Below are 23,675 nucleotides of genomic sequence, written 5' to 3'. Positions count from 1 at the left end.
AAGAGGTTTGCGGTCATGACCAGCAACGACGCAGTCCAGAACCCCGACATCCCCGATACCATGCGTGCGGCCGTCCTGCGCGACACCGCCAAAGGCCTCGAGGTCGAGACCCTGCGCACCCCCCGGCCCAAGGCCGGCGAGGTCCTCATCAAGGTCGCCGCCTGCGGCCTGTGCCACTCCGATCTCCACGTCATCGGCGGCGCCATCGCCTTCCCCCTGCCCGCCGTCCTCGGCCACGAGGTCACCGGCACCATCGTCGAGGTCGGCCCCGGCAACGAGCACACCGGCCTGGCCGTCGGGCAGAACGTGGCCGGGGGCTTCCTCATGCCCTGCGGGCAGTGCGATGCCTGCGCCGAGGGGCGTGACGAGCTGTGCGGCCCCTTCTTCGAGCTCAACCGCTTGAAGGGCGTCCTCTACGACGGCGCCACCCGGCTGGCCACCCCGGAGGGCGAGAGCGTCGCCATGTACTCCATGGGCGGCCTCGCCGAGTACGCCGTCGTCCCGTCCACATCCGTGGCCGTTGTGCCCGACTCGATCGACATGGTGCCCGCCGCCATCCTCGGCTGCGCCGCGATGACCGGCTACGGCGCCGTGCGCCGCGGTGCGGACCTGCGCTTCGGGGAGACGGTCGCCGTCGTCGCCACCGGGGGAGTGGGCACGAACATCGTGCAGATCGCCCGCGCTTTCGGGGCCAGTCAGGTCATCGCCATCGACGTCTCCGACGACAAGCTCGCCCCCATGGTGGGTTACGGCGCCACCGCCGTGGTCAACGCTGCGACTCACGACGCCCGCGAGGAGGTCCTCAAGCTGACCGGGGGCAAGGGCGTCGATGTCGCCTTCGAGGCCCTGGGCATCCCCGCCACCTGGACCACCGCCCTCGATGTGCTGGCCGACGGCGGCCGCATGGTGCCGATCGGCCTGGGCGCCGGCGTGCAGACCGCGGGTGTCGAGATCAACCGCACCGTGCGCCGCAGTCAGAGGATCCTGGGCTCCTACGGTGCGCGGACCCGCCAGGACCTGCCCGCCGTCGTCGACCTCGCGGCGCGCGGCGTCATCAACTACAAGGACGTGGTGTCCCAGTGCTTCCCCCTGCAGGAGGCCGGGGCCGGCTACGAGGCGCTGCGCAACCGCCGGATCCAGGGACGCGCCGTCGTCGACATGTCCCTGTAGGGCCGTGCTCGGGGCCGCCGACCGGGACGAGTGGTCGGCCCGGAGAACGCGGATCCCCCGGCGCCGGTGAGGCGCCGGGGGATCCGGTCGGTCGGGAGGCTCGGCCTCAGCGGGCGAGCAGGTTGACGCTGGTGTAGACGCCCACCACGGCGGTGATGAGGCCCAGGGCGGCCGAGACGAAGAGGATCGCCGGGGTGGCGGTGATGGCGCCGATGGCGGCCATGAGCAGGATCGTGGTGGCCACGGCGATGATGGCGATGGCGAAGGTCAGGCGGTCGGCCTCCGCGGCCGTCTGGGTGGCGGCGGGGGTGGTCCGGGTCTGGGCGGCGGTCGCGGTGGACTCGGCGGCGCGCTCGAGGGTGGTGGTCATGATGATGCCTTCCGACTGTGCGGTCTGTCTGTGTGTCGCGCAGGGGTCCTCATCGGCCTTCGGGCCGTGCGTCCCTGCACGGTCCTTGTGCATCCGGGTTGCCCCGGGGTGGGGGATCGGCTCCCCCGCTGGTCGATAATCTAGGGCTCTCCTCCGCCAATTGTCTAGACAACCGCATGTGATGTCGATCGTGTGATGGGTGCCACCGGTCGCCGGGCGGCTATCCTGGCCCGGTGACCACCCACTCCACCGCCCAGGCGATCGCTATCGCGGCCCCCGAGGCGCCTGCGGGCACCACCGGCCCCGTCCTCGTCGTCGACTTCGGCGCCCAGTACGCCCAGCTCATCGCCCGCCGCGTCCGCGAGGCCTCCGTCTACTCCGAGATCGTGCCGCACACGATGCCCGTGGAGGCCATGCTCGCCAAGCGCCCCGCGGCGATCATCCTCTCCGGCGGGCCGTCGTCGGTCTACGAGGAGGGCGCGCCTTCCATCGACCCCGCGATCTTCGATGTCGGGGTGCCGGTCCTCGGCATCTGCTACGGCTTCCAGACCATGGCGCAGGCTCTCGGCGGGGCGGTGGGCCGCACCGGCACCCGCGAGTACGGGCACACCCCGGCCACCGTGGCCCCCGAGTCCTGCCTCTTCGCCGGCACCCCCGCCGAGCAAGCAGTGTGGATGAGCCACGGTGACGCCGTCCAGGCGGCCCCCGAGGGCTTCGCCGTCACCGCCTCCACGGCGCAGACGCCCGTCGCCGCCTTCGAGGATCGAGGCCGTCGCCTCTTCGGCCTCCAGTGGCACCCCGAGGTGCTCCACTCCGAGCACGGACAGGCCGCCCTGGCCAACTTCCTCCATGTGGGCGCCGGGATCCCCGGCACCTGGACCCCGGACAGCATCATCGACGAGCAGGTGGCCCGGATCCGCGCGCAGGTGGGCGGCGCCCACGTCATCTGCGGGTTGAGCGGGGGAGTGGACTCCTCGGTGGCTGCCGCCCTCGTCCACCGCGCCGTCGGCGACCAGCTGACGTGCATCTTCGTCGACCACGGCCTGCTGCGTGACGGGGAGCGCGAGCAGGTCGAGCGCGACTACGCCGAGGGCATGGGCATCCGCGTCATCACCGTCGATGAGACCGACCGCTTCCTCGACGCCCTTGCCGGCGTCACTGAGCCGGAGGCCAAGCGCAAGATCATCGGGCGCGAGTTCATCCGCTCCTTCGAGGCCGCCCAGCGCCGTGTCGTGGAGGAGGTGGGCGCCGCCGGCGGCGAGATCCGCTTCCTCGTCCAGGGCACGCTCTACCCCGACGTCGTTGAGTCCGGCGGCGGCGAGGGCACCGCCAACATCAAGAGCCACCACAACGTCGGCGGCCTGCCCGAGGACCTCGACTTCGAGCTCATCGAGCCGCTGCGCGAGCTGTTCAAGGACGAGGTGCGCGCCATCGGCCGTGAGCTGGGCGTGCCCGAGAAGATCGTCTCCCGCCAGCCCTTCCCGGGCCCGGGTCTGGGCATTCGCGTCATCGGGGAGGTGACGGCCGAGAATCTGCGCGTGCTGCGCGCCGCCGACGCCATCGCTCGTGAGGAGCTCAGCGCCGCCGGGCTCGACGGCGAGATCTGGCAGTGCCCGGTGGTCCTGCTCGCCGACGTGCGCTCGGTGGGCGTCCAGGGAGACGGGCGCACCTACGGCCACCCCGTGGTGCTGCGCCCCGTGAGCAGCGAGGACGCCATGACGGCGGACTGGACGCGCCTGCCCTACGACATCCTCGCCCGCATCTCCACGCGCATCACCAACGCCGTGCCCGAGGTCAACCGGGTGGTGCTGGATGTGACCAGCAAGCCCCCCGCCACCATCGAGTGGGAGTGAGGCGCTCCCAGGCATGACGGCGGCCGGCGCGCTCGTAGGAGGCGTCGGCCGCCGTCGTGCTCGGATGGTGGTCGGGGCTTCCCATGGGCGCCCCCGAACCCGGCCTCTCGTCGTCAGCCAGCATCTCATGTCCGATCGCGCCATCGTGCTGTGCCGCCCGGTCAAGGCCGATGACTGGTGTCATCGGAGCGGCTGCTGGACATGGTCCCAGGCCACTGCGATGCTGGAATTGGCGTCCTCGGCATCTGCTCGAAGAAGGTGCTCGTCAAGATGTCTTGAAGCGCGCGCCTCCCCACCGAGGGGGCGCGCGTGCCGCGGCCGATGCTCTTCGGCCTCCAGCCGTGGTTGAGAACGCCGTGCCTGGGACGCGGTTCGCTATTCTGCGGACAGACGCTCCAACCTCGTGCTCGCCAGCGCCCCACCAAGGAGGAACCATGCCCCGAGTCCTCATCGTCTCCGGCCACACCGGCCAGGGGGGCTCTGTCGCCAACGCCACCATCCTCGACGAGCTCTCCGACCGGATGCCGGGCGCCGTCGTCGTTCCCCTCGCCGACCTCTACGGCGAGGACTTCCGCATCGACGCGGCCTCCGAGCAGGCCAAGCTCGAGGCGGCCGATGTCGTCGTCCTCCAGTTCCCGGTCTTCTGGTACTCCATGCCCTCACTGCTGCAGCGCTGGGTGGAGCAGGTCTTCGTCCACGGCTGGAGCCACGGCTCCACAGGGGACCGCCTGCGCGGCAAGAGACTCATCATCTCGCTGACCACCGGCGCACCCGGGCCCGCCTACGCCCCCGACGGTGTCACGGGGCACACGATCGAGGAGCTGTGCGCCCCGATCGAGGCCACCTGTCGGCTGGTCGGCATGGAGATCGTCGGCACGATCTGGACCGACGGCGTCTCCTACCAGTCCCGCACCGACCCGGACGCGCTGGCCTCCATCAAGGACCGCGCCGCCGAGCACGCCGAGCGCGTCATCGCCCTCGTCGAAGGGCTCTGAAGCGCGTCCGCGCCGGCGGCTTCGACGCGCCCCGGGGGCCATCGAGGACGCGCCCCGGGGTTGTGGACGTGCGGCGGGGTTGCCGACGCGCCCCCGGGATGCGCCCACAACCCCGCCGCACGTCCACAACCACGTCCACATCCCCATCACCGCGGGTGAGGCGGTCTCCTACATGGGTCTCTCCATACATGGCCGCTGTTCCTCCCCATCTGCGACGCTGGAGGAAGTAGCGCTCATTCGCAAGTCACGGCCGAGGGGGCCTGGCAGGGCCTGGCACTGAGGCCTGGCATGGGGGAATGTTAGGGACGAGAGCGCCCCACCGCCGGGGCGACGAATCGGGACTGCAGCTGGCTCGCAGGAGGAGAACACCATGGAGCGCACGACGCTTGGAACCACCGACATCACGATCTCCCGTCTGTGCCTGGGAGGCATGAGCTTCGGCAAGGTCTTCCCCGACTTCCACCAGTGGGTCATCGACCAGCCCTCGACCCAGGCCGTCATCGCCCGGGCCCTCGAGCTCGGCGTCAACTTCATCGACACCGCCAACGTCTACGCCCACGGCACGAGCGAGGAGTACATCGGCCGGGCCCTGAAGAACCTCGGCGTCAAGCGCGAGGACGTCGTCCTGGCCTCCAAGGTCTACTTCAACGAGGGCCACTTGAGCGCTGAAGCCATCGAGCGGGAGATCGCCGGGACCCTGGAGCGCCTGGGCACCGACTACCTCGACCTCTACATCATCCATCGCTTCGACTACGCCACCCCGATCGAGGAGACGATGGAGGCCCTCGACCGGCTCGTGCGCGCCGGCAAGGTCAGGGCCCTGGGCGCCAGCGCCATGTACGGCTACCAGCTGCACAACATGCAGGTCGTCGCCGAGCAGAACGGCTGGACCCGCTTCGCCAGCATGCAGAACCACTACAACCTGCTCTACCGCGAGGACGAGCGCGACCTCATCCCCGTGGCCCAGCAGTTCGGCATGTCGCTGACCCCCTACAGCCCGCTCGCCTCGGGGCACCTGACCCGGCCGACCTGGGACTCCGATTCCACGCGCTCGACCACCGACGGTACCATGCGCGCCAAGTACGACCGTGACCGCCAGCTCGACATGCCGATCATCGAGCGCGTCGCCGAGGTCGCGCGCCGCCACGAGGCGCCCATGGCCGACGTCGCCCTGGCCTGGCACTGGGCCAAGGGCGTAGCCGCCCCCATCGTCGGCTGCTCGCGCCCCAGCCGCGTCGATGACGCCGTCCGCGCTCTTGACCTGACCCTGACCGACGAGGAGATCGCCTTCCTGGAGGAGCCCTATGTCGCCCACGACGTCGTCGGCGCCCTGCAGCGGCCGGGGGAGCGGCCCACCCCGGGCTCGACGACGACGCGGGCCTGAGCCATCCCCCGCAGCTCTTGACCGCCCATCGCCCCAGGAGGATCACCACCATGGCACTCGCACCGCAGGCCCAAGAGACGTTCACCCGCCTCTTCGGCGTCCCGGCCAAGCCGCACCCCACCGACCCGGAGCTCTACGAGATCCTCCAGAACCAGATCTTCGGCGAGGTCTTCTCCACCGGGGTCCTCACCGACGTCGAGCGCGAGATCATCACCGTCGCGGTCCTCGGCTGCCTCCAGGCCCTCCCGCAGTTGCGCGCCCACTCCGCCGCCGCGCTCAATGCCGGCGCTACCCCGCTGCAACTGCGCGAGGCGCTCTACCAGTGCGCCCCTTACATCGGCTATCCGCGTGCCCTCAACGCCGTCGCAGCCCTCGATGAGGTGCTCGCCGAGCAAAGCGTCGAGCTGCCCCTGCCCGGCGCCGCCACCGTCGCTCCCGACGACGCCCAAGGACGCCACTCAGCCGGCGCCGCCATTCAGGAGCCGCTCTACGGCACTGAGATCAAGGAGGTCCTCGCCTCCCTGCCCGCGCCCTTCGACGCCGTGGCCCCCGAGCTCGTGACGACCGCCTGCTTCGGCGATTACTACAGCCGCGGAGTCCTGACCATCGCCGAGCGGGAGATCATCAGCCTCGTGGCGATCACCGCGATCGGGGCCACCGCCCAACTGGGCGCCCACATCGCCGGCGCTGTGCGCGCGGGCAACAGCCTTGAGCGCGTGACCGCCGCGCTCGTCCAGGCCCTGCCCTACGTCGGGGGCCCTCGGGCCTTGTCCGCGCTCGTCCTCGTCGCCGGCTACGACGAGAGCGCTTCCCACGAGGCCTACCGCTGAGGCGCGGCCGGAGCAGGGGGCGGGGCTCCCCAGCGCGGCACTAGGATGGGCCGGTGACCCCGGCATCCCCGAATCCCACCGTCCTCGCCACCCGCGCCCTGGAGCTGGTCGTGGACGGGCAGCGGCTCGGCGGCGCCGCCTACCTGCCCGCCGGGCCCAGCGGGCGGATCCTGCCCGGCCCCCACCCGCTCGTCGTGTGCTGCCACGGCATGGACGGCTCCTGGATGCGCGTGGCCCCCATCGCCCGGCGCCTGGCCGCCGCGGGCGCCATCGCCGCCTGCCCCGACTTCCGGGGCGGCGGCGGGAGCGACAACGGCGGCGACCCCCTGGCGATGACCCCGCTGACCGAGCTCGCCGACCTGCTCGCCGTCATCGACGCAGCGAGCGCCTGGCCCGAGGCCGACTCCTCCCGCATCGCCCTGCTCGGGCTCTCCCTGGGCGGGGCCGTGGCCGCGCTCGCGGCCGCCCGGCGCCCCACGCAGATCGGCGCGCTCGTCCTGTGGTACCCGGCGCTCCAGCCCGGCGCCGGCCTGCGCGCCCGCTTCCGGAGCCCGACCGAGGTCCCCGATCGCTTCGAGCACAGGGGCAGCCGTCTATCCAGGGCTTACGCCCGCGACGCCTGGGGCATCGACGCCGTCACCGAGCTCGCCCGCTTCCCGCGCCCCATCCTCCTCGTCCACGGGGATCGCGACGAGTCCGTCCCCCTGGCGCTCTCCCAGCGCGCCGAGCGCGAGTTGCGCGACGCCGAGCTGCGCGTTATCCCCGGCGCCGGCCACGGCTTCGGCGACGATCGCTGGGAGACCGCCGTGACCGCCAGCGCCTCCTTCCTGGCCTGGAACGGGATCCTCGACGACTGAGCCCGGGCCCGCCCGTCGGAGTAGCCTGGAGGCGCGGCGCGGGAGCCGCAGCCGGACAGTCGAGCGCGCGCCGCGCGCGGGAAGGACAGCGCCATGGCATTCGAGGCGAAGACCGATAAGCGGGTGGCAGCCCTCATCGCACCGGGATTGGAGGAGGTCGAGGCCCTCGCCGTCGTCGATGTGCTCTACCGCGCCGGCATACCCTGCGACATGATCGCCGTCGCCGAGGAGCGCACCGTTGTCTCCTCCCATGAGATCGTCCTGACCTGCGCGAAGACGCTTGCCGAAACCGACCTGGACGATTACGACCTCCTCTTCCTGCCCGGCGGGATCCCCGGTGCCCCCAACCTCAAGGCCAGCCGGGTCGTCACCGAGGCCGTCACCGAGCGCGTGCGCGCCGGGCGCCCGGTGGCCGCGATCTGCGCCGCCCCCTCGATCCTCGCAGAACTGGGCCTGCTCGAGGGGCGCCGCGCCACCTCCAACCCCGGCTTCATGCACGTGCTGGAGGAGCATGGCGCGATCACGAGCCAGGACAGCGTCGTCGTTGACGGCGCCATCCTCACCAGCCGGGGTATGGCCACCGCCGCCGAGCTCGGCATCGAGATCGTCCGGCACTACCTGGGCGACGCCGCTGCCGAGGCCGTGGCGGGCGCCGTCGTCCTCCAGCGCTGAGCGCGTGCCGACAGCCCCCGGCCGCCCTGGAGCAGGGCGGCCGGGGGCCGTTACTGTGAATGCTGGAGATCGTCGCTGGTCAGGGGCGCCCCATCCGGTCTCGATGCGGCAGGATCGCCAGGATCAGCAGGACGACGCCCAGGACGCCCAGGACCCCGATGGTCGCGAGCTGCAGGTCGACGCGCAGCCCGACGCCCGCCGCGATGGTCAGGCCCCCCAGGGCCAGGAGCAGTATCCCCCAGATGATCGTCCCCGTGCTGGCGCGCCTCCACGGCACGGGCTCCTCCGCGCGCCAGCCGTGCCGTGTATCGAAGGTCCGGCCGGTCTGCGGACGGGCGCTCGTGGCCCCCGGCTGGCCTGAAGCGCCTGTCGCGCTCGCGGTCCCAGGGGTGGTAGTGGTCGCGCCGATCCCAGGCGTGCCGGGACCGGCCTCGGCGGGATCAGTGGCACTGGCACTGGCCCCGCGCATCCCGCCGCGCACGGAGGAGGCCGACCATACGGCGCCATCGGGCGCGCCCGGGATGGCGGGGCTCGCGTCGAGTGGCTCAGTGGCCGGGTTGGTGGCGCTAAGCGGCTCGGTGGCCGGCTCGACGGCGGCGAGGCTCGCCGCGGGGGGCTCGACGACGGGGAAGGCATCGGTGGGTGCCAGTGGCTCCGTGAACGACTCGGTGGGGGCGCCGTCGGCCTGAAGTCCCGTTCCGGCGGCCTCGTCCGGGCTCGTCGGACTGCTGTTCGTGCTGCTGCTCATGGCTGTCTCGTCTCTGTGAGGTCAGTGCGTGGGGGTGGGGCTCGGGACTACTGAGCCCGAGGGCTTGGCGGAAGCGGACGCCGTGGGGCTCAGGACCGGCGATGGGGAGGCGGAGGGCGAGGCGCCCGCCGTCGTGCTGGGGGAGGCCGTGGGGGAGGAGGCAGTCCAGGCGCGGGAGGACTCCTCGATCGTGACATCCCCGGCGCCGAGGCTCACGTCGATGGTCAGAACGTCGGAGTCGGTGCCCTTGGGGGTCAGGACCGCGTCGATGTGCACGCCCTCGATCGATGCTGCGGTGCCCGACTCGTCGGTAGAGCCCTGCCAGACGGTGTGGATGCTGTTCCCGTCCTGGGTGCCCTCAACCGCCCACTTCTGGTCACCGAGCACGTCGACCTGGCCCGCGCCGACCCGCGTCCGGATCCTCACCGGCTGATCGCGATCCACCAAGACCCTCAGGTCCCCTGCACCCATGGACACATGCGCCGTGACGCCTTCGTGCCGCTGTTCCAGAGCCCGCAGGTCGAGGACCGTATCGCCGGCGCCGAAGGTCCCCAGATCGACGTCATCGCTGGAGAGTTGCTCATCGGAGGGGACGAGGAGGACGTCGTCGGCGACGAGCCGGTCCAGCCCATGGGCGGCGAAAGGACTGGCGGCGAGCATGGGCAGGGTGATGAGGACGGCGATGGCCCCCAGCGCGCTCATCCAGCCGCCGCGGCGCCCGATCAGCCCGGAGACGAGGACACCCGCGCCCAGGAGCGCCGTCATCGAACCGACGATGAGGAGCGCGTGGGAGTAGGAGAGGCTGTCCAGCATGTGGTGCCGCTTCGCCAGCGCCACGCCCGCGATGGCGAGGAGCAGCAGTCCTCCGATGACGGAGCCCATCCTGCGCCCGGGTCCCGGGCGGCGCGGCGGGCGGGGACGAGCGAAGGCGGGAGCCGACCAGGTCGGGCCGCTCGCTGCTCCGCTTCCCGGGGCCGGGGAACTCTGAGGAGCGCCCCAGCCCGCCCCGGGGTGCCCGGCCGGAGCCGACCATGCCCCGTCGGCCACCGGCCGGGCCGGCTGTGGGGGCTGGCCTGCGCGCTGCTGGCGCCGCGAGCTGACCAGCCAGATGATCGATCCGATGACGCCGGCGGTCCAGAGCAGGCCCCAGGTCGCTCCCGCCCAGCCCGGAGCGCCGAGGACCACGCCGTCGCCCAGGCCCCACTCGGGGCGGGACAGCCCGCTGATGACGCAGACCAGGGCACCGACGAATCCCGCGCTCACATCGCCGTTGAAGGCCTGCTGGAGGTGGATGCGCCCATTGCGCTCCTCGGGGAGCAGGACCCAGGCCAAACCGTAGGCGAGGAGGCCGAGTCCCAGGGCGAGGCAGACAACGGCGACGACGCACCGCACGAGGATCAGATCGATGCCCAGGCGCTGGGCGAGCCCCCCGCACACGCCGCCGACGACACGGCGCTCGGTGCGCACCACCCCGCTGCGGCGCAGGGAGTCGAACACGCCTGCCATGAAGGGGCGGCCGGGCTGGGGGCCTGCCTGCGGGTCCGACTGCGGGGCGCCCGAGAAGGGGGCCCCCTGCCCGCCGAGGGGATCGGAGGAGGGCGTTTCTGAGGGAGGGGGTGTCGTGCTCATGGCTCCATCCTGGCCGCGACCCGCCCCGCGAGACGATCGGGGGACACCCTGAGCGGCCCCTGAAACGCTCCCGGGCCGCCCCTGGTTCGCCCTTCCGGGCATCCCCCTGCGCTCCTCCCCGTGCCACGATGGCGCCGTGAGCACGACGAGCACCCCTTCCCCCGGATCCTGGGGGATCCCCGCCGCCCCCGCCTCGGTGGGAAGCTCCCCCGGGCGGGGAGCCGCGCAGCCGCTGCGCCCGGGCACCCTGCTGGGCGCCCGGGCGCCGCAGGTCCCCGCCTCGTCCCGGCTGCCACTGCGCCGGCCGGGCCGCCGCCCCGTCCTCGCCCCCGGTAGCGGCCGGCGCTCCGGGCGCTGGGGCGGCGGCGTCGCCGCGGGCCTCGGGGCCCACCTGGGCCTCGATCCCTTCGTCATCCGCCTCGCCTTCATCCTGCTGAGCGTCCAGACCGGGATCGGTCCCGTCCTCTACCTGGCGCTGTGGGTACTCGTGCCCGCAGGCGACCCCTGGGCCGAGGCCGCCCAGTCCCCGGGCGCCCTGCCCGCCGATCGCTCCCGCCTCGCCCCGCGTCAGGCCCCTGTGCCGGCCCCGTGGCCAGCCCCGGGGAGAGAGCATTGGGCGGCGCGCGCCTGGCGCTCGCTGCGCGGCGACTCCGGCGGTGAGGGCAACCGCGCCCTCCAGGGCGCCGTCGGCCTCCTCGCCGCGGCGATCCTGCTCGCGCTCTGGCGCTTCGGACTCCTGCCGCGCGCCGGGACGGCGCTCCCCGCGCTCATCATCGCCACGGGCGCGGGCCTGGCCTGGTCCCAGCTCGACGCCGTCACCGGCGCCCACGGCACGAGCGAGCCCCGCGACCGCTGGGCCCTCGCCCGCCTGGCGGCGGGACTCGTCCTGGTCGCCACCGGCATCCTCATGTGGCTCGCCTCCGACATTCCACCGCGCGCCATGCTCACGGGCGGCCTGACCGGCGGCGCCCTCGTCCTCGGCATCGCCACGATCCTCGCCCCCTTCTGGCTGCGCATCAGCCGGGACCTGGCCGCCACGAGAACCGCCGAGGCGCGCGCCGCCGAGCGCGCGGATATCGCCGCCCACCTCCACGATTCCGTCCTGCAGACCCTCACCCTCATCCGCAAGCGCGCCGACGAGCCCGAGACAGTGGCGCGCCTGGCCCGCTCCCAGGAGCGCGAGCTGCGGGCCTGGCTCTACACCGACCGCCCCGAGGCCGGTACCTCCGTGGCCGACGCCTTCCGGGACCTCGCCGGGGAGATCGAGGACCTCCACGGCGTGCCCATCGATGTCGTCTGCGTGGGGGACCGCGCCCCGGACCGCGTCGCCGAGGTCATCGTCGCCGCCAGCCGCGAGGCCCTGTCCAACGCCGTGCGCCACGGGGAGCCCCCCGTCTCCCTCTACGTGGAGGCCTCCGCGGACCTCATCGAGGCCTTCATCCGCGACCACGGCCCCGGCTTCGACCCTGAGGCCGCCCCGTCCGACCGCCACGGCGTGCGCGAGTCCATCATCGCCAGGATGGAGCGATATGGTGGAACCGCGCGGATCCGCTGCCTCGACAACGGCACCGAGGTCAGGCTCGCGCTTCCCGCCCGCGCGACCCAGGAGAGCCCGTCATGACCAACGCTCAGCCGCCCGAGGACGGGCGCCGATCCGACTCCTCCCGCGCGTCCGCGACGCCGGCCTCCCCGCGCCTGCGGGTCCTCGTCGTCGACGACCATGCCCTCGTGCGCTCAGGAGTGCGCTCCGAGCTGGCCGCCCACGCCCCCGACATCGAGGTCATCGCCGAGGCCGACGACGTCGAGGGCGCCATCGCCGCCGTGCGAGCCCTCGCCCCCGACGTCGTCCTCCTCGATGTCCACCTGCCCGGCGGCAACGGCGGGGGAGGGGCGGAGGTCGCCGCCAGCTGCGCCGACGCCACCGGGACCCGCTTCCTAGCCCTATCCGTCTCCGACGCCGCCGAGGACGTCGTCGCCGTCATCCGCGCCGGCGCCCGCGGCTACGTCACCAAGGCGATCTCCACGACCGACCTCGCCATGGCGATTCGGCGCGTGGCCGCCGGGGACGCCGCCTTCTCACCGCGCCTGGCCGGATTCGTCCTCGACGCCTTCGGCGCGCAGGCCGGGGAGGTGGCCGTCGCCGACTCCGAGCTCGACCGTCTCTCCGCGCGTGAGCGCGAGGTCATGCGCCTCATCGCCCGCGGCTACACCTACAAGGAGTGCGCCTCCGAGCTCTTCATCTCCATCAAGACCGTGGAGACCCACGTCTCCGCCGTCCTGCGCAAGCTCCAGCTGTCCAACCGGAACGAGCTCACCCGCTGGGCCGCCGCCCACCGGATCGTCTGAGAGGACCCCCGAACCCCATGCCCCATCCCTGGCGCGCAGGCCGGGTCGAGCGCCTGGCCGTCCTGGCCGCACCGCGCGGCGCCGACGGCGCCCCCACCGGATCCCTGCGCGTCCCGGCGCTCCTCGCCCGCCCGGGCGGCGATCTCCTCCTCGTCCACGACCTGCGCCCGCGCGCGGGCGGCGACGCATGGCGGTCCTCGGGCGGCGCCCTCCCCGACGACCTGCCCAACCCCAACCGCCTCCGCCTGCGCCGCTCCCCCGACGGCGGCGCCACCTGGGACGAGTCGGTCCCGCTGGACCCCGACCCCGCCGTCCTGCCCGGGATCACGGGCGTCTCGGACCCCTCTCTCATCGCCGCCCCCGACGGGGCCCTCCACCTCCTGGCCGCGGCGAGCTCGGGCGCGGGTCTCTTCGGCGCCCGCCCTCCCCAGCGCCCCTGGAGGCGCGGCGAGCCCCCCGAGCCCGGCACCATGCGCCTCCTCCACGCCGTCTCGGCTGACGAGGGCGCCACCTGGCGCTGGCGCGACGCCACCGACGCGGCCCTGCCCAGCGCTCAGTGGCCCGACGGCGCCGTCCTCTTCCCAGTCTCGGGTCACGGCATCGCCACGCCGACCGGCCTCGTCCAGCCCGTGGTCGTCGCCCTCGCCCCGCGCGAGGACGGCTCGCGGCCCCTGCGCTCGGCCTGCCTCCTGTCCGACGACGGCGCCTCCTGGCGCCTCGGCGCCCCTGTCCCCCGGGTCGACGCCACCGCAACGAGCCTGGCCGGGGGCGCCGCCACGAGCGGCACCGACGAGCACGCCATCGCCCCAGCAGCCCCCGGCGGGGGCCTACTCGTCATGAGCGCGCGCGACGCTGCCTACGGCGGCACCCGCCTGGAGTCCACGAGCGTCGACGGAGGCATGACGTGGACTCGCCCCGAGGCGGTCCCCGCCCTGAGCGACCCAGGCTGCAACGCAGGCATGGCAGGTCTGCCCGACGGCTCGCTCCTCCTGTCCCACTCCTCGGACCCCGTCGTCCGGTGCGCCGGGCGCCTCTCCATGCGGGGAACCGACGGCCAGTGGCGGACACTGGTGGGGCTGACCGGTCCCGGCGAGCCCTTCGGCTACTCCGACCTCGTGATCCTGCCCCGCCCCCAGGGGGCCTCCAACGGGCCGGGCCCGGTGCGCGCCCTCGTCGCCGCCGAGGAGCCCGGTGCCGACGAGGGCGCGACGCGCCTGGTGATCCTCGCCATCGACGTGCGATGATCGCCCCGTGACAGGCCGCGAGCAGCGCCTGAGCCGCCACGCGATCCGTGCGAGGATATGGGGCGTGACCCAGACGAGTTCCCCCATGGGCGCCTCCGCCCCCGAGCGCGACGGCGACGGCGGTGACCACGGCGAGAGCGCGGACATCATCGCCGCCGCGGCGGCTCGCGCCCGAGCCGGGGGCCTGGTCATCACCCCGACCGACACGGTCTACGGCATCGGCACCACCGCCGCCGACGCGACCGCCGTCGCGCGCCTCCTGGGCGCCAAGGGGCGCGGGCGCCGGATGCCCCCGCCCGTCCTCGTGGCGGGGCGCGACCAGCTCGACGGCGTCGTCGCCGATCCGTCCCCCGCCGCCCTCGCCCTCATGGACGCCCTCTGGCCCGGCGCCCTGACCCTCGTCCTCGCCGCTTCGCCGGCGCTGGCCTGGGACCTGGGGGAGACCGGCGGGACCATCGCCGTGCGCATGCCCGACCATCCCCTGACCCTGGCCCTCCTGCGCGCCACCGGCCCCATGGCCGTCACCAGTGCGAACCGCACGGGGGAGCCGCCGGCCACCGATGCCGCCAGCGCGAGGCTGGCCTTCCCCGGTCAGGTCGCCGATGCCCCCGGCGCGCTCGCGGCCGAGGGCGGCCGGCCCAGCATCCTGCTCATCGATGGCGGGCCCACGCCCGGCCCCGTTCCCTCGACCATCGTCTCCCTGGCCGGCGACAACGCCACCAGGCCCCGTGTCCTGCGCGAGGGCCTCATCCCGGTCCGCCGGATCGAGGAGGTCCTCGAGCCCCTGCTCGCCGCCCAGGCGGGCCCGAGCGCGGCGCCCGAGCCGGCGCGGGAGGGCCGCGCATGAGGGTCTACCTGCTCATCCTGCTCATCGCCGCTGCGGCCACCTACATCTCCGTGCCGATCGTACGGCATATCGCCCTCGTCTCCCACGCGCTCACCCCCGTGCGGGACCGGGACGTCCACACCGCGCCGATCCCCCGGCTCGGCGGCGTCGCCATGTTCGTCGGCCTGGCCACCGCCATCGCCGTGGCCTCGCGCATCCCCTACCTCTCCAGCACGATCGACGCCAGTGCCGGGGCGGTGGTCATCGGCGCGGGACTCGTGTGCCTCCTGGGCGTCGTCGACGACCTGTGGGAGCTCGACTGGATGACGAAGCTCGCCGGCCAGATCCTCGCCGCCGGCGTCATGGCCTTCATGGGGGTCCAGCTCATCACCTTCCCCGTGGGGGGCCTGACCATCGGCTCCTCCCGGCTCTCCCTGGCCGCCACCGTGCTGGTCATCATCGTGGTCGTCAACGCCGTCAACTTCGTCGACGGGCTCGACGGGCTGGCCGCGGGGATCATCGGGATCGGCGCTACGGCCTTCTTCGTCTACGTCTACATCCTCACCAGGGCCACCAGCCCCCAGGCCTACACCTCGCTGGCCGCCACCATCATGGCCGCCCTCATCGGCGTATGCCTGGGCTTCCTGCCCCATAACTTCCACCCCGCCACGATCTTCATGGGCGACTCGGGCTCCATGCAGCTCGGACTCGTCTCCGCGGCGGGCACGATCATCGTCACCGGCCAGATCGACCCGGGCACGATCACCGGTTCCTCGGCCGTGCCCGTGTTCCTGCCCCTCATCCTGCCCGTCGCGATCCTCCTGATCCCCCTGACGGACATGCTCATGGCCGTCACCCGCCGGACCCTGGCGGGCAAGAGCCCCTTCCACCCCGACAAGCTCCACCTGCACCACCGGCTCCTCGCGGGCGGGCACTCGCATCGTCAGGCCGTCCTCACCATGTACCTGTGGGCCGCCATCGGATCCTTCTCCGTTGTGGCGCTCGCGATCCAGCCCTGGCCGCGCGTGGCCTGCGGCGCCCTCGCCGCCGTCGTCATCGCGCTGGCCCTGACCACCGACCTCATACCCGGCGTCGGTCCCGGGGCCAGGAAGCGCGCCCGCCACCAGGCCTCCCGAGCGCTCCGATCCGCGGCTCCCCGGAGGCTGCCCCACCCCCATGCGACCCCCGACCCCGCCGAGGAGTCCCAGGCCCCCGACGCCGTCCCCGCGGCAGGGGAGCGCCCGTGAGCGCGCCCGATGGAGCGGGGCGACCCACCGCCCGGACCTCCGAGGCGGCCTTCCGCGCAGCCGGGCGGCGGGTCGGCGTCATCGGCACCGCGCTGGCCGCCGCCTGCCTCGCCGCCGGGGCGGCCGGTGGTGGCCGGGCCCTGGCCGGTGCGGCCTGGGGCGCCGGCGCGGGCCTGGCCTTGACCGTCATCACCGCCGTCGCCCTGCTCGTGCCGTGGCAGCGCTTCCCCCTCATGGCCTCCGCCGGGGTCATGCTCTCCTTCGCAGCCAAGATCGCCGTCATGGCGGCAGTGGTCCTGCTGGCCGGGCCCCATCGGGAGGGGCTCTCCCGCCCATGGTTCCTCGCCTCCCTGGCGCTCATCCTCATCGTGGTGACCATCGTGGAGGTCGTGACCCTGGCGAGAGGGCGGGCCCTGACCATCGAGATCGCAGGGATCACAGGAAACGCGGAGATCACAGGGGTCTCGGAGTGCGCTGAGGGCGCCGATCCCGCGGCGCCGCGATCCGACGGCGCGGGCGACCGCCCCTGAGGCATCGTCGCCGATGCGACTGCCCCCCATGGAATTCGGCGGCCATGCTGCGCCCCGCCGATGCGAGATGACTGTCGTCGCACCGGGCGACGTGGAGTAGTGTGGTGGGCGCGATGCCGGTGAACGCCGCCCGCCGGGCGGGCGCCACCGGTGCCCTCGCCCTGATCGATCGCCCCGGACTGCCTTGAGGAGGCCATGTGCCAATGAGCGCGACTCTCGTGACCAGCGCGCTCGCGCCCGCCTCGCGGGAGGGTTTCGAGCCGCCGTCGATCTCCGACTTCTTCCCGGAGGGCTTCGCCTTCGTCGGCACGCCCTTCGAGATGAACCGCATCATGATGATCCGCCTCATCATGACCGGAGTCCTCGTGCTCCTCTTCGCGATCGGCGCCTCGCGGGCGCGCGTCGTGCCGGGGCGCTTCCAGGGCGCCTGCGAGATGCTCATCGACTTCGCCCGCGTCAACATCGCCGAGGAGATCATCGGCAAGCGCCGGGCAGCGCCCTACGTCCCGATCATCACCACGATCTTCCTGGGCGTGCTGTTCCTCAACATCTCCGGCGTCATCCCCGGGCTCAATATCGCGGCCACGAGCGTCATCGGCATGCCGATCGTCTTCGCCGTCGTCGCCTACATCGCCTTCACCTACGCGGGGATCAAGAACCACGGCGTCTTCGGATACCTGCGCTCCCAGGTGCTCCCCGGGGGCGTGCCCAAGGCGCTGTGGATCCTCATCATCCCCATCGAGTTCTTCTCGAACCTCGTCATGCGGCCGGTGACCCTGACCATACGACTCCTGGCCAACATGGTCTCGGGCCACTTCCTCCTGGCGCTGTGCTACGCGGCGACCAACGCCCTGTTCATCCACGCCACCGGGGCGCTCAAGGGCCTGGGGGCGCTCACCTTCGGGGCCTCGATCGCCTTCGTCCTCTTCGAAATCTTCGTCGCAGCCCTCCAGGCCTACATCTTCGCCCTGCTCACCGCCGTGTACATCGACTCCTCGATCAACACCCACTGATCGCTCCCGCAGCGACTATCTCCCGCCCATCGACGACCCGAACACCAGCAAGCCACCCGGGCCCACCCGGGGATGACGAGAACCCTCGTTCAGACTCTCAAGGAGAAGCAACATGACCGGATCCATCGCCACCATCGGCTTCGGCCTGGCCACCCTCGGCCCCGGCATCGGCATCGGCATCCTCGTCGGCAAGACGCAGGAGGGCACCGCTCGCCAGCCCGAGGTCGCGGGGGCCCTGCGCACCAATATGTTCATCGGCGCGGCCCTCATCGAGGCCCTCGGTCTGCTGGGCTTCGCCGCGGGCTTCGCCTTCTGATCGGCGACGGTCATCCCCATGGCCCCCGTCATGATCACCACCCTCGCCGCGGCCTCGGAGACGGCGTCGGGGGAGGAGAACAGCCTCCTCCTGCCCCACACCTATGACCTGGTCTGGGGCACGATCTCCTTCGCCATCGTGGCGCTGGTGCTCATCAAGTACGTCCTGCCCCGCTTCACGAAGGTCCTCGACGAGCGCACCGCGCGCATCGAGGAGGGCCTCGCCATCGCGGACAGGGCCAAGAAGGACCAGGCCGGCGCCGAGCAGCGGGCCGCCCGCCTCGTGGAGGAGGCGCGCCGCGAGGCCGCCTCCATCCGGGAGAAGGCTCAGAGCGAGGCCGCCTCCATCGTGGCCGCCGCCCGCGCCGAGGCCCAGGGGGAGGCGGGCAGGGCTCTTGACGCCGCCCAGCGCCAGATCCTCGCCGAGCGCCAGGCCGCCCAGATCTCGCTGCGCACGGAGGTCGGCCTGCTGGCCTCCACACTCGCCGAGCGGATCGTCGGCGAGCAGCTCAAGGACACCGAGCTGTCCAGCCGCGTCATCGATCGCTTCCTCGATGAGCTCGAGGCCGCCCCCGCGTCCCCGGGTGTCGACGGCGGCGCCTCCGTGGAGGAGCTCCGGTGAACGAGGGCACATCCGCGACCCGCGCCGCCACCCGCGCCGCATGGACCCCCGTCCTGCGCGACGCGGGCGCCTACGGCCAGGAGTTGGGTCAGCAGATCCTGGCCATGGCCCACGAGATCGCCGCGCACCCACTGCGCGGGCCGCTGACCGACCCCGGGCGGAGCGGCGAGGACAAGGCCGCACTCGCCTCCCGGCTCTTCTCCGGCCGCCTCGACGAGCGCGTTGTCGAGCTTCTGCGCGGCATGGCGCGCGGGCGCTGGTCCAAGCCCGTCGATCTCGTCTCCGCCCTGCATGACCTGGGCATCGAGGCGATCCTTGCCGGCGCCCACGCCGATGGCACCGTGGCCGACATCGAGCGGGAGGTCTTCGAGGCCTCGCAGATCATCGGCCAGGACCGCGAGCTGCGCGAGGCCCTGGAGCCCTCGTGGCGCACCACCGCCGAGCAGCGGGTGCGCCTGGCGGACGAGGTCTTCGGCCCGCACCTGTCCGCGCCCGCCATGAGCCTGGTGCGCTGGTGCGTTCGTCACCACGCCGAGGGCGGCCCCCGGCGCAACCTGCGCCGCGTCGTCGAGCGCGCCGCGGCCCTCCAGCACCGCACCATCGCCGACGTCGTCACCGCAGTCCCCATGACCAGCGCGCAGGAGGCCCGGCTGCTGGCCACCCTCACCAAGCGGCTCGGCACCGAGGTCGAGCTCAACACCTCGATCGACCCCGCCGTCATCGGCGGGGTGCGCATCGCCATCAAGAGCCACATCATCGACCACACCGTGCGCAGCGCCGTCGCCGACCTGCGCGCCCAGCTCGCGGGATGAGCCCCGTGTCCCACTACCGGATGCAGGCCGCCCCCACCGACTCAATGCTTCGCAAAGGAGACCAAAGATGGCAGAGCTGACCATCAAGGCCGAGGAGATCCGCTCGGCGCTCAGTGATTTCGCGCGGGCCTACAAGCCCGCGGAGGTCGCCGCCGAGGAGGTCGGCCACGTCATCTTCGCCGCCGACGGCATCGCCCACGTCGAGGGCCTGCCCGGCGTTATGGCCAACGAGCTGCTCACCTTCGAGGACGGCACCGCCGGATTGGCCATGAACCTCGACGAGCGCCAGATCGGCGTCGTCGTCCTGGGCGACTTCGCCGGCATCGACGAGGGCCAGACCGTGCGCCGCACCGGTGAGGTCCTGTCCGTCCCCGTGGGCGATGCCTTCCTGGGGCGCGTCGTCGACCCGCTGGGCCGCCCCATCGACGGCCTTGGCGAGATCGCCGCCGAGGGACGCCGCGCCCTGGAGCTCCAGGCCCCCGGCGTCATGGCCCGCAAGTCCGTTCACGAGCCGCTCCAGACGGGGCTGAAGGCCATCGACTCGATGATCCCCATCGGCCGCGGCCAGCGCCAGCTCATCATCGGCGACCGCAAGACCGGCAAGACCGCCATCGCCCTGGACACCATCCTCAACCAGAAGGACGCCTGGGAGACCGGCGACCCCGCCAAGCAGGTCCGCTGCATCTACGTGGCCACCGGTCAGAAGGGCTCGACCATCGCCGCCGTGCGCGCGGCCCTGGCCGAGCGCGGCGCGCTGGAGTACACGACCATCGTCGCCTCCCCGGCCTCCGACCCCGCCGGCTTCAAATACCTCTCCCCGTACACCGGCTCGGCCATCGGCCAGCACTGGATGTACGCCGGCAAGCACGTCCTCATCGTCTTCGACGACCTGTCCAAGCAGGCCGAGGCCTATCGTGCGGTCTCCCTCCTCCTGCGCCGCCCGCCGGGCCGCGAGGCCTACCCCGGTGACGTCTTCTACCTGCACTCGCGCCTGCTCGAGCGCTGCGCGAAGCTCTCCGACGACCTTGGCGCCGGTTCCATGACCGGCCTGCCGGTCATCGAGACCAAGGCCAACGACGTCTCGGCCTACATCCCCACCAACGTCATCTCCATCACCGACGGGCAGATCTTCCTGCAGTCCGATCTGTTCAACTCCGACCAGCGCCCCGCCGTCGACGTCGGCATCTCGGTCTCCCGAGTCGGCGGAGCGGCCCAGGTCAAGGCGATGAAGAAGGTCGCCGGGACCCTCAAGATCACGCTGGCGCAGTACCGCTCCATGCAGGCCTTCGCCATGTTCGCCTCCGACCTGGACGCCACCACCCGGGCCCAGCTGACCCGCGGCGAGCGCCTCATGGAGCTGCTCAAGCAGCCCCAGTTCACCCCCTACCCCGTTGAGGAGCAGGTGGTGAGCGTGTGGACGGGCACCAACGGGTACCTCGACGACCTCGAGGTGGCCGACGTCCTGCCCTTCGAGGCGGCCCTCCTGGACCACCTGCGCCGCAACTCCACCGTGCTCGCCACGATCCGGGACACCGGGCAGCTCTCCGAGGAGACCGAGGCCGAGCTGCGCGCCGCCGTCGAGTCCTTCCGCACCACCTACCTCTCCGGCGGGAGGATGCTCTCCGGCGAGGTCGCCGACGCGCAGGACGAGGTCGTCGCCGAGCGCACGAGCGAGCAGATCGTGCTCAAGAGGGGCTGACCCGTGGCAGGCAACCAGCGCGTCTACAAGCAGCGCATCCGGTCGACCCAGACCCTCCAGAAGGTGTTCCGGGCCATGGAGCTCATCGCCTCCTCCCGGATCGGTGCCGCGCGCCGCAGCGCCGCTGAGGCCGGGCCCTACGATCACGCGCTGAGCCAGGCCGTGGCCGCCGTCGGAACCTACTCCGGTCTCGACCACCCCATCACGCGCGAGCGCGAGGACACCAACCGGGTCGCGGTGCTCGTCGTCACCTCCGACCGCGGCATGGCCGGCGCCTACTCCGCCACCATCCTGCGCGAGTCCGAGCGGCTCATCGAGCACCTCATGGAGGACGGCAAGGAGCCGATCCTGTTCACCTACGGGCGCCGCGCGCAGAACTACTTCGCCTTCCGCGGCCGCACCGTGGAGTACTCCTGGACGGGGGATTCCGACCGCCCCAGCGCCGAGCACATCGAGGAGGTCGCCTCCCTCCTCCTCGAGTACTTCCTCGCCTCCGCCGACGCCGGGGGAGTGGCCGAGGTCCACATCGTCTTCACCCGCTACGTCTCCATGGTCTCCCAGGTGCCGGAGGTCCGCCGGATGCTCCCGCTGACGGTCGTGGACCTGGGCGGCCCGGGCGAGATCAACCGCGAGGACATCGCCGCCACCCAGGCGGTCCAGCTCTCCGCCATCAAGGGAACCCAGCCCCTCTACGAGTTCGTGCCCTCCACCTCCAAGGTGCTCGATGCGCTCCTCACCCGCTACGTGGGCTCGCGCATCCGCAACGCCCTGCTCCAGTCCGCAGCCTCCGAGCTGGCCAGCCGCCAGCAGGCCATGCACACGGCCACGGACAACGCCGAGGAGCTCATCACCACCTACACCCGGCTCGCCAACTCGGCTCGCCAGGCGGATATCACCCAGGAGATCTCCGAGATCGTCTCCGGCGCCGATTCCCTCGCCGCCGAATAGACCCACCGACAACCCCGGCGGCCCCGCCGCCCGCAAGACCCGACTCAACGTCAATAGGCATCGACAGACTCAGACATGGAAGAGCGCATCATGGATGACACCACCACCCAGGCCGCCCCGGACACCACCGAGGCGGGCCCCGGCACCGGCCGCGTCACGCGGATCATCGGCGCCGTCGTCGACGTCGAGTTCCCGCCGGACGCGATCCCCGCCATGTACAACGCCCTCAAGGTGACCATCCAGGCCACCAGTGAGGGCGAGGAGGCGCGCGAGATCACCCTCGAGGTCGCCCAGCACCTGGGGGACAACATCGTGCGAGCCATCTCCCTCAAGCCCACCGACGGGCTCGTGCGCGGCACCGAGGTCCGTGACACGGGCGCCCCCATCTCCGTGCCGGTCGGCGATATCACCAAGGGCCGCGTCTTCAACGTCACCGGTGAGGTCCTCAACCTCGCCGAGGGCGAGACCCTGGAGGTCACCGAGCGCTGGCCCATCCATCGCCAGCCCCCCACCTTCGAGCAGCTCGAGTCCAAGGAGCAGATGTTCGAGACCGGCATCAAGGTCATCGACCTGCTCACCCCCTATGTCCAGGGCGGCAAGATCGGCCTGTTCGGCGGTGCCGGCGTGGGCAAGACCGTCCTCATCCAGGAGATGATCCAGCGCGTGGCCCAGAACCACGGAGGCGTCTCCGTCTTCGCCGGCGTGGGTGAGCGCACCCGCGAGGGCAATGACCTCATCGTCGAGATGGAGGAGGCGGGCGTTTTCGACAAGACCGCCCTCGTCTTCGGTCAGATGGACGAGCCGCCGGGCACGCGCCTGCGCGTGGCGCTGTCCGCCCTGACGATGGCCGAGTACTTCCGCGATGTCCAGCACCAGGACGTGCTGCTGTTCATCGACAACATCTTCCGCTTCACGCAGGCCGGCTCCGAGGTTTCCACACTGCTGGGCCGCATGCCCTCGGCCGTGGGCTACCAGCCGAACCTCGCCGATGAGATGGGCCTGCTCCAGGAGCGCATCACGTCGGCCGGCGGCCACTCCATCACCTCCCTTCAGGCCATCTACGTGCCCGCGGACGATTACACCGACCCCGCTCCGGCCACGACCTTCGCGCACCTGGACGCCACCACTGAGCTGTCCCGCGAGATCGCCTCGCGGGGCATCTACCCCGCGGTGGACCCGTTGGCCTCCTCCTCGAGGCTGCTCGCCCCCCAGTATGTGGGCCAGGAGCACTACGACGTCGCCACCCGGGTCAAGTCCATCCTCCAGAAGAACAAAGAGCTCCAGGACATCATCGCCATCCTCGGCGTCGATGAGTTGAGCGAGGAGGACAAGGTCACGGTGGCCCGCGCCCGGCGCATCGAGCAGTTCCTGAGCCAGAACACCTACATGGCGGAGAAGTTCACCGGTGTGCCCGGCTCCACCGTGCCCCTGGCCGAGACCGTCGAGGCCTTCAAGCGGATCTGCGACGGAGACTACGACTCCTACCCCGAGCAGGCCTTCTACAACATCGGCGGCATCGAGGACCTCGAGCGCCGGGCCGCCGAGCTCGCCGGGAAGTGAGCGCC

Annotated in this window: 23 protein-coding genes; 20 read left to right on the top strand and 3 right to left on the bottom strand. The window is 72.2% G+C overall.

Going from position 1 to position 23,675, the window contains the following annotated elements:
- The first annotated feature begins 15 nt into the window (after positions 1-15).
- Complete coding sequence (locus B6G06_RS06800; RefSeq protein ID WP_081171666.1) at positions 16-1,170, top strand: zinc-binding dehydrogenase; 1,155 nt, start codon at positions 16-18, stop codon at positions 1,168-1,170.
- 106 nt (positions 1,171-1,276) lie between these two features.
- On the opposite strand, the gene B6G06_RS06795 is transcribed toward B6G06_RS06800, so the two are convergent.
- Complete coding sequence (locus B6G06_RS06795; RefSeq protein WP_080461874.1) at positions 1,277-1,540, bottom strand: hypothetical protein; 264 nt, start codon at positions 1,538-1,540, stop codon at positions 1,277-1,279.
- A 266-nt stretch (positions 1,541-1,806) separates the two neighbouring features.
- Here B6G06_RS06795 and guaA point away from each other — a divergent pair, with 266 nt between their 5' ends.
- The 6 genes from guaA to B6G06_RS06765 all read left to right on the top strand — a co-directional run bounded on the left by guaA (position 1,807) and on the right by B6G06_RS06765 (position 8,131).
- The gene (gene guaA / locus B6G06_RS06790; protein WP_125898958.1) at positions 1,807-3,393 is read left to right on the top strand and encodes a glutamine-hydrolyzing GMP synthase; all 1,587 of its coding nucleotides are present in this window, start codon (positions 1,807-1,809) and stop codon (positions 3,391-3,393) included.
- A gap of 434 nt (positions 3,394-3,827) precedes the next feature.
- Complete coding sequence (locus B6G06_RS06785) at positions 3,828-4,388, top strand: NAD(P)H-dependent oxidoreductase (protein WP_081171661.1); 561 nt, start codon at positions 3,828-3,830, stop codon at positions 4,386-4,388.
- A gap of 370 nt (positions 4,389-4,758) precedes the next feature.
- Complete coding sequence (locus B6G06_RS06780) at positions 4,759-5,772, top strand: aldo/keto reductase (RefSeq protein ID WP_081171659.1); 1,014 nt, start codon at positions 4,759-4,761, stop codon at positions 5,770-5,772.
- 50 nt (positions 5,773-5,822) lie between these two features.
- Positions 5,823-6,602, top strand: a complete 780-nt coding sequence (locus tag B6G06_RS06775; RefSeq protein WP_081171657.1) for a carboxymuconolactone decarboxylase family protein — start codon at positions 5,823-5,825, stop codon at positions 6,600-6,602.
- A 53-nt stretch (positions 6,603-6,655) separates the two neighbouring features.
- Positions 6,656-7,459 carry an alpha/beta hydrolase family protein gene (locus tag B6G06_RS06770; protein WP_081171655.1) on the top strand — a complete coding sequence of 268 codons (804 nt, stop codon included), beginning with the start codon at positions 6,656-6,658 and terminating at the stop codon, positions 7,457-7,459.
- A gap of 93 nt (positions 7,460-7,552) precedes the next feature.
- Positions 7,553-8,131, top strand: a complete 579-nt coding sequence (locus tag B6G06_RS06765; protein ID WP_080461869.1) for a DJ-1 family glyoxalase III — start codon at positions 7,553-7,555, stop codon at positions 8,129-8,131.
- A gap of 79 nt (positions 8,132-8,210) precedes the next feature.
- Here B6G06_RS06765 and B6G06_RS06760 read toward each other — a convergent pair whose 3' ends face one another.
- Together B6G06_RS06760 and B6G06_RS10245 are read right to left on the bottom strand one after the other, a co-directional pair.
- A complete protein-coding gene (locus B6G06_RS06760) occupies positions 8,211-8,879 on the bottom strand; it encodes a hypothetical protein (protein ID WP_080461868.1) in 669 nt (222 codons plus the stop codon).
- A gap of 21 nt (positions 8,880-8,900) precedes the next feature.
- The gene (locus tag B6G06_RS10245; protein WP_164505206.1) at positions 8,901-10,508 is read right to left on the bottom strand and encodes a PspC domain-containing protein; all 1,608 of its coding nucleotides are present in this window, start codon (positions 10,506-10,508) and stop codon (positions 8,901-8,903) included.
- A gap of 136 nt (positions 10,509-10,644) precedes the next feature.
- Between B6G06_RS10245 and B6G06_RS06750 the strand changes: the two genes are divergently transcribed.
- The 13 genes from B6G06_RS06750 to atpD all read left to right on the top strand — a co-directional run bounded on the left by B6G06_RS06750 (position 10,645) and on the right by atpD (position 23,670).
- Positions 10,645-12,129 (top strand): ATP-binding protein, encoded by a 1,485-nt coding sequence (locus tag B6G06_RS06750; protein WP_240494032.1) that lies wholly within the window; start codon positions 10,645-10,647, stop codon positions 12,127-12,129.
- A complete protein-coding gene (locus tag B6G06_RS06745) occupies positions 12,126-12,854 on the top strand; it encodes a LuxR C-terminal-related transcriptional regulator (protein ID WP_229657881.1) in 729 nt (242 codons plus the stop codon). The genes B6G06_RS06750 and B6G06_RS06745 overlap by 4 nt, the downstream gene beginning before the upstream one ends.
- 17 nt (positions 12,855-12,871) lie before the next feature.
- Positions 12,872-14,098 (top strand): sialidase family protein, encoded by a 1,227-nt coding sequence (locus B6G06_RS06740; RefSeq protein ID WP_081171651.1) that lies wholly within the window; start codon positions 12,872-12,874, stop codon positions 14,096-14,098.
- A 64-nt stretch (positions 14,099-14,162) separates the two neighbouring features.
- The gene (locus B6G06_RS06735; RefSeq protein ID WP_240494031.1) at positions 14,163-14,945 is read left to right on the top strand and encodes an L-threonylcarbamoyladenylate synthase; all 783 of its coding nucleotides are present in this window, start codon (positions 14,163-14,165) and stop codon (positions 14,943-14,945) included.
- Entirely contained in the window at positions 14,942-16,171 is a 1,230-nt protein-coding gene (locus tag B6G06_RS06730) for an MraY family glycosyltransferase (RefSeq protein WP_080461865.1), read from the top strand. The genes B6G06_RS06735 and B6G06_RS06730 overlap by 4 nt, the downstream gene beginning before the upstream one ends.
- Positions 16,168-16,701, top strand: a complete 534-nt coding sequence (locus B6G06_RS06725; RefSeq protein WP_229657883.1) for a hypothetical protein — start codon at positions 16,168-16,170, stop codon at positions 16,699-16,701. Before B6G06_RS06730 ends, B6G06_RS06725 begins: the two co-directional genes overlap by 4 nt.
- Positions 16,702-16,904: 203 nt before the next feature.
- Positions 16,905-17,714, top strand: coding sequence for a F0F1 ATP synthase subunit A (gene atpB / locus B6G06_RS06720; protein WP_080461864.1), 810 nt, complete (start codon positions 16,905-16,907; stop codon positions 17,712-17,714).
- Positions 17,715-17,826: 112 nt separating this feature from the next.
- Positions 17,827-18,030, top strand: a complete 204-nt coding sequence (atpE, locus tag B6G06_RS06715; RefSeq protein ID WP_073451362.1) for an ATP synthase F0 subunit C — start codon at positions 17,827-17,829, stop codon at positions 18,028-18,030.
- 18 nt (positions 18,031-18,048) lie between these two features.
- On the top strand, positions 18,049-18,651 hold the full coding sequence (locus tag B6G06_RS06710; RefSeq protein WP_080461863.1) for a F0F1 ATP synthase subunit B: 603 nt from the start codon (positions 18,049-18,051) through the stop codon (positions 18,649-18,651).
- Positions 18,648-19,463, top strand: coding sequence for a F0F1 ATP synthase subunit delta (locus tag B6G06_RS06705; protein ID WP_081171649.1), 816 nt, complete (start codon positions 18,648-18,650; stop codon positions 19,461-19,463). The genes B6G06_RS06710 and B6G06_RS06705 overlap by 4 nt, the downstream gene beginning before the upstream one ends.
- 67 nt (positions 19,464-19,530) lie before the next feature.
- Positions 19,531-21,162, top strand: coding sequence for a F0F1 ATP synthase subunit alpha (gene atpA, locus B6G06_RS06700; protein ID WP_080461861.1), 1,632 nt, complete (start codon positions 19,531-19,533; stop codon positions 21,160-21,162).
- Positions 21,163-21,165: 3 nt separating this feature from the next.
- Positions 21,166-22,110 (top strand): F0F1 ATP synthase subunit gamma, encoded by a 945-nt coding sequence (locus B6G06_RS06695; RefSeq protein WP_080461860.1) that lies wholly within the window; start codon positions 21,166-21,168, stop codon positions 22,108-22,110.
- Positions 22,111-22,200: 90 nt separating this feature from the next.
- On the top strand, positions 22,201-23,670 hold the full coding sequence (gene atpD / locus B6G06_RS06690; protein WP_080462062.1) for a F0F1 ATP synthase subunit beta: 1,470 nt from the start codon (positions 22,201-22,203) through the stop codon (positions 23,668-23,670).
- The last annotated feature ends 5 nt before the right edge of the window (positions 23,671-23,675 follow it).

Origin of the sequence: Actinomyces gaoshouyii, assembly GCF_002076915.1 — a bacterium.
In the GTDB taxonomy this organism is placed as follows: Bacteria; Actinomycetota; Actinomycetes; order Actinomycetales; family Actinomycetaceae; genus Actinomyces; species Actinomyces gaoshouyii.
Note: the sequence above shows the minus strand (reverse complement) of the source record. Positions and strands in the feature narration are given on the sequence as shown.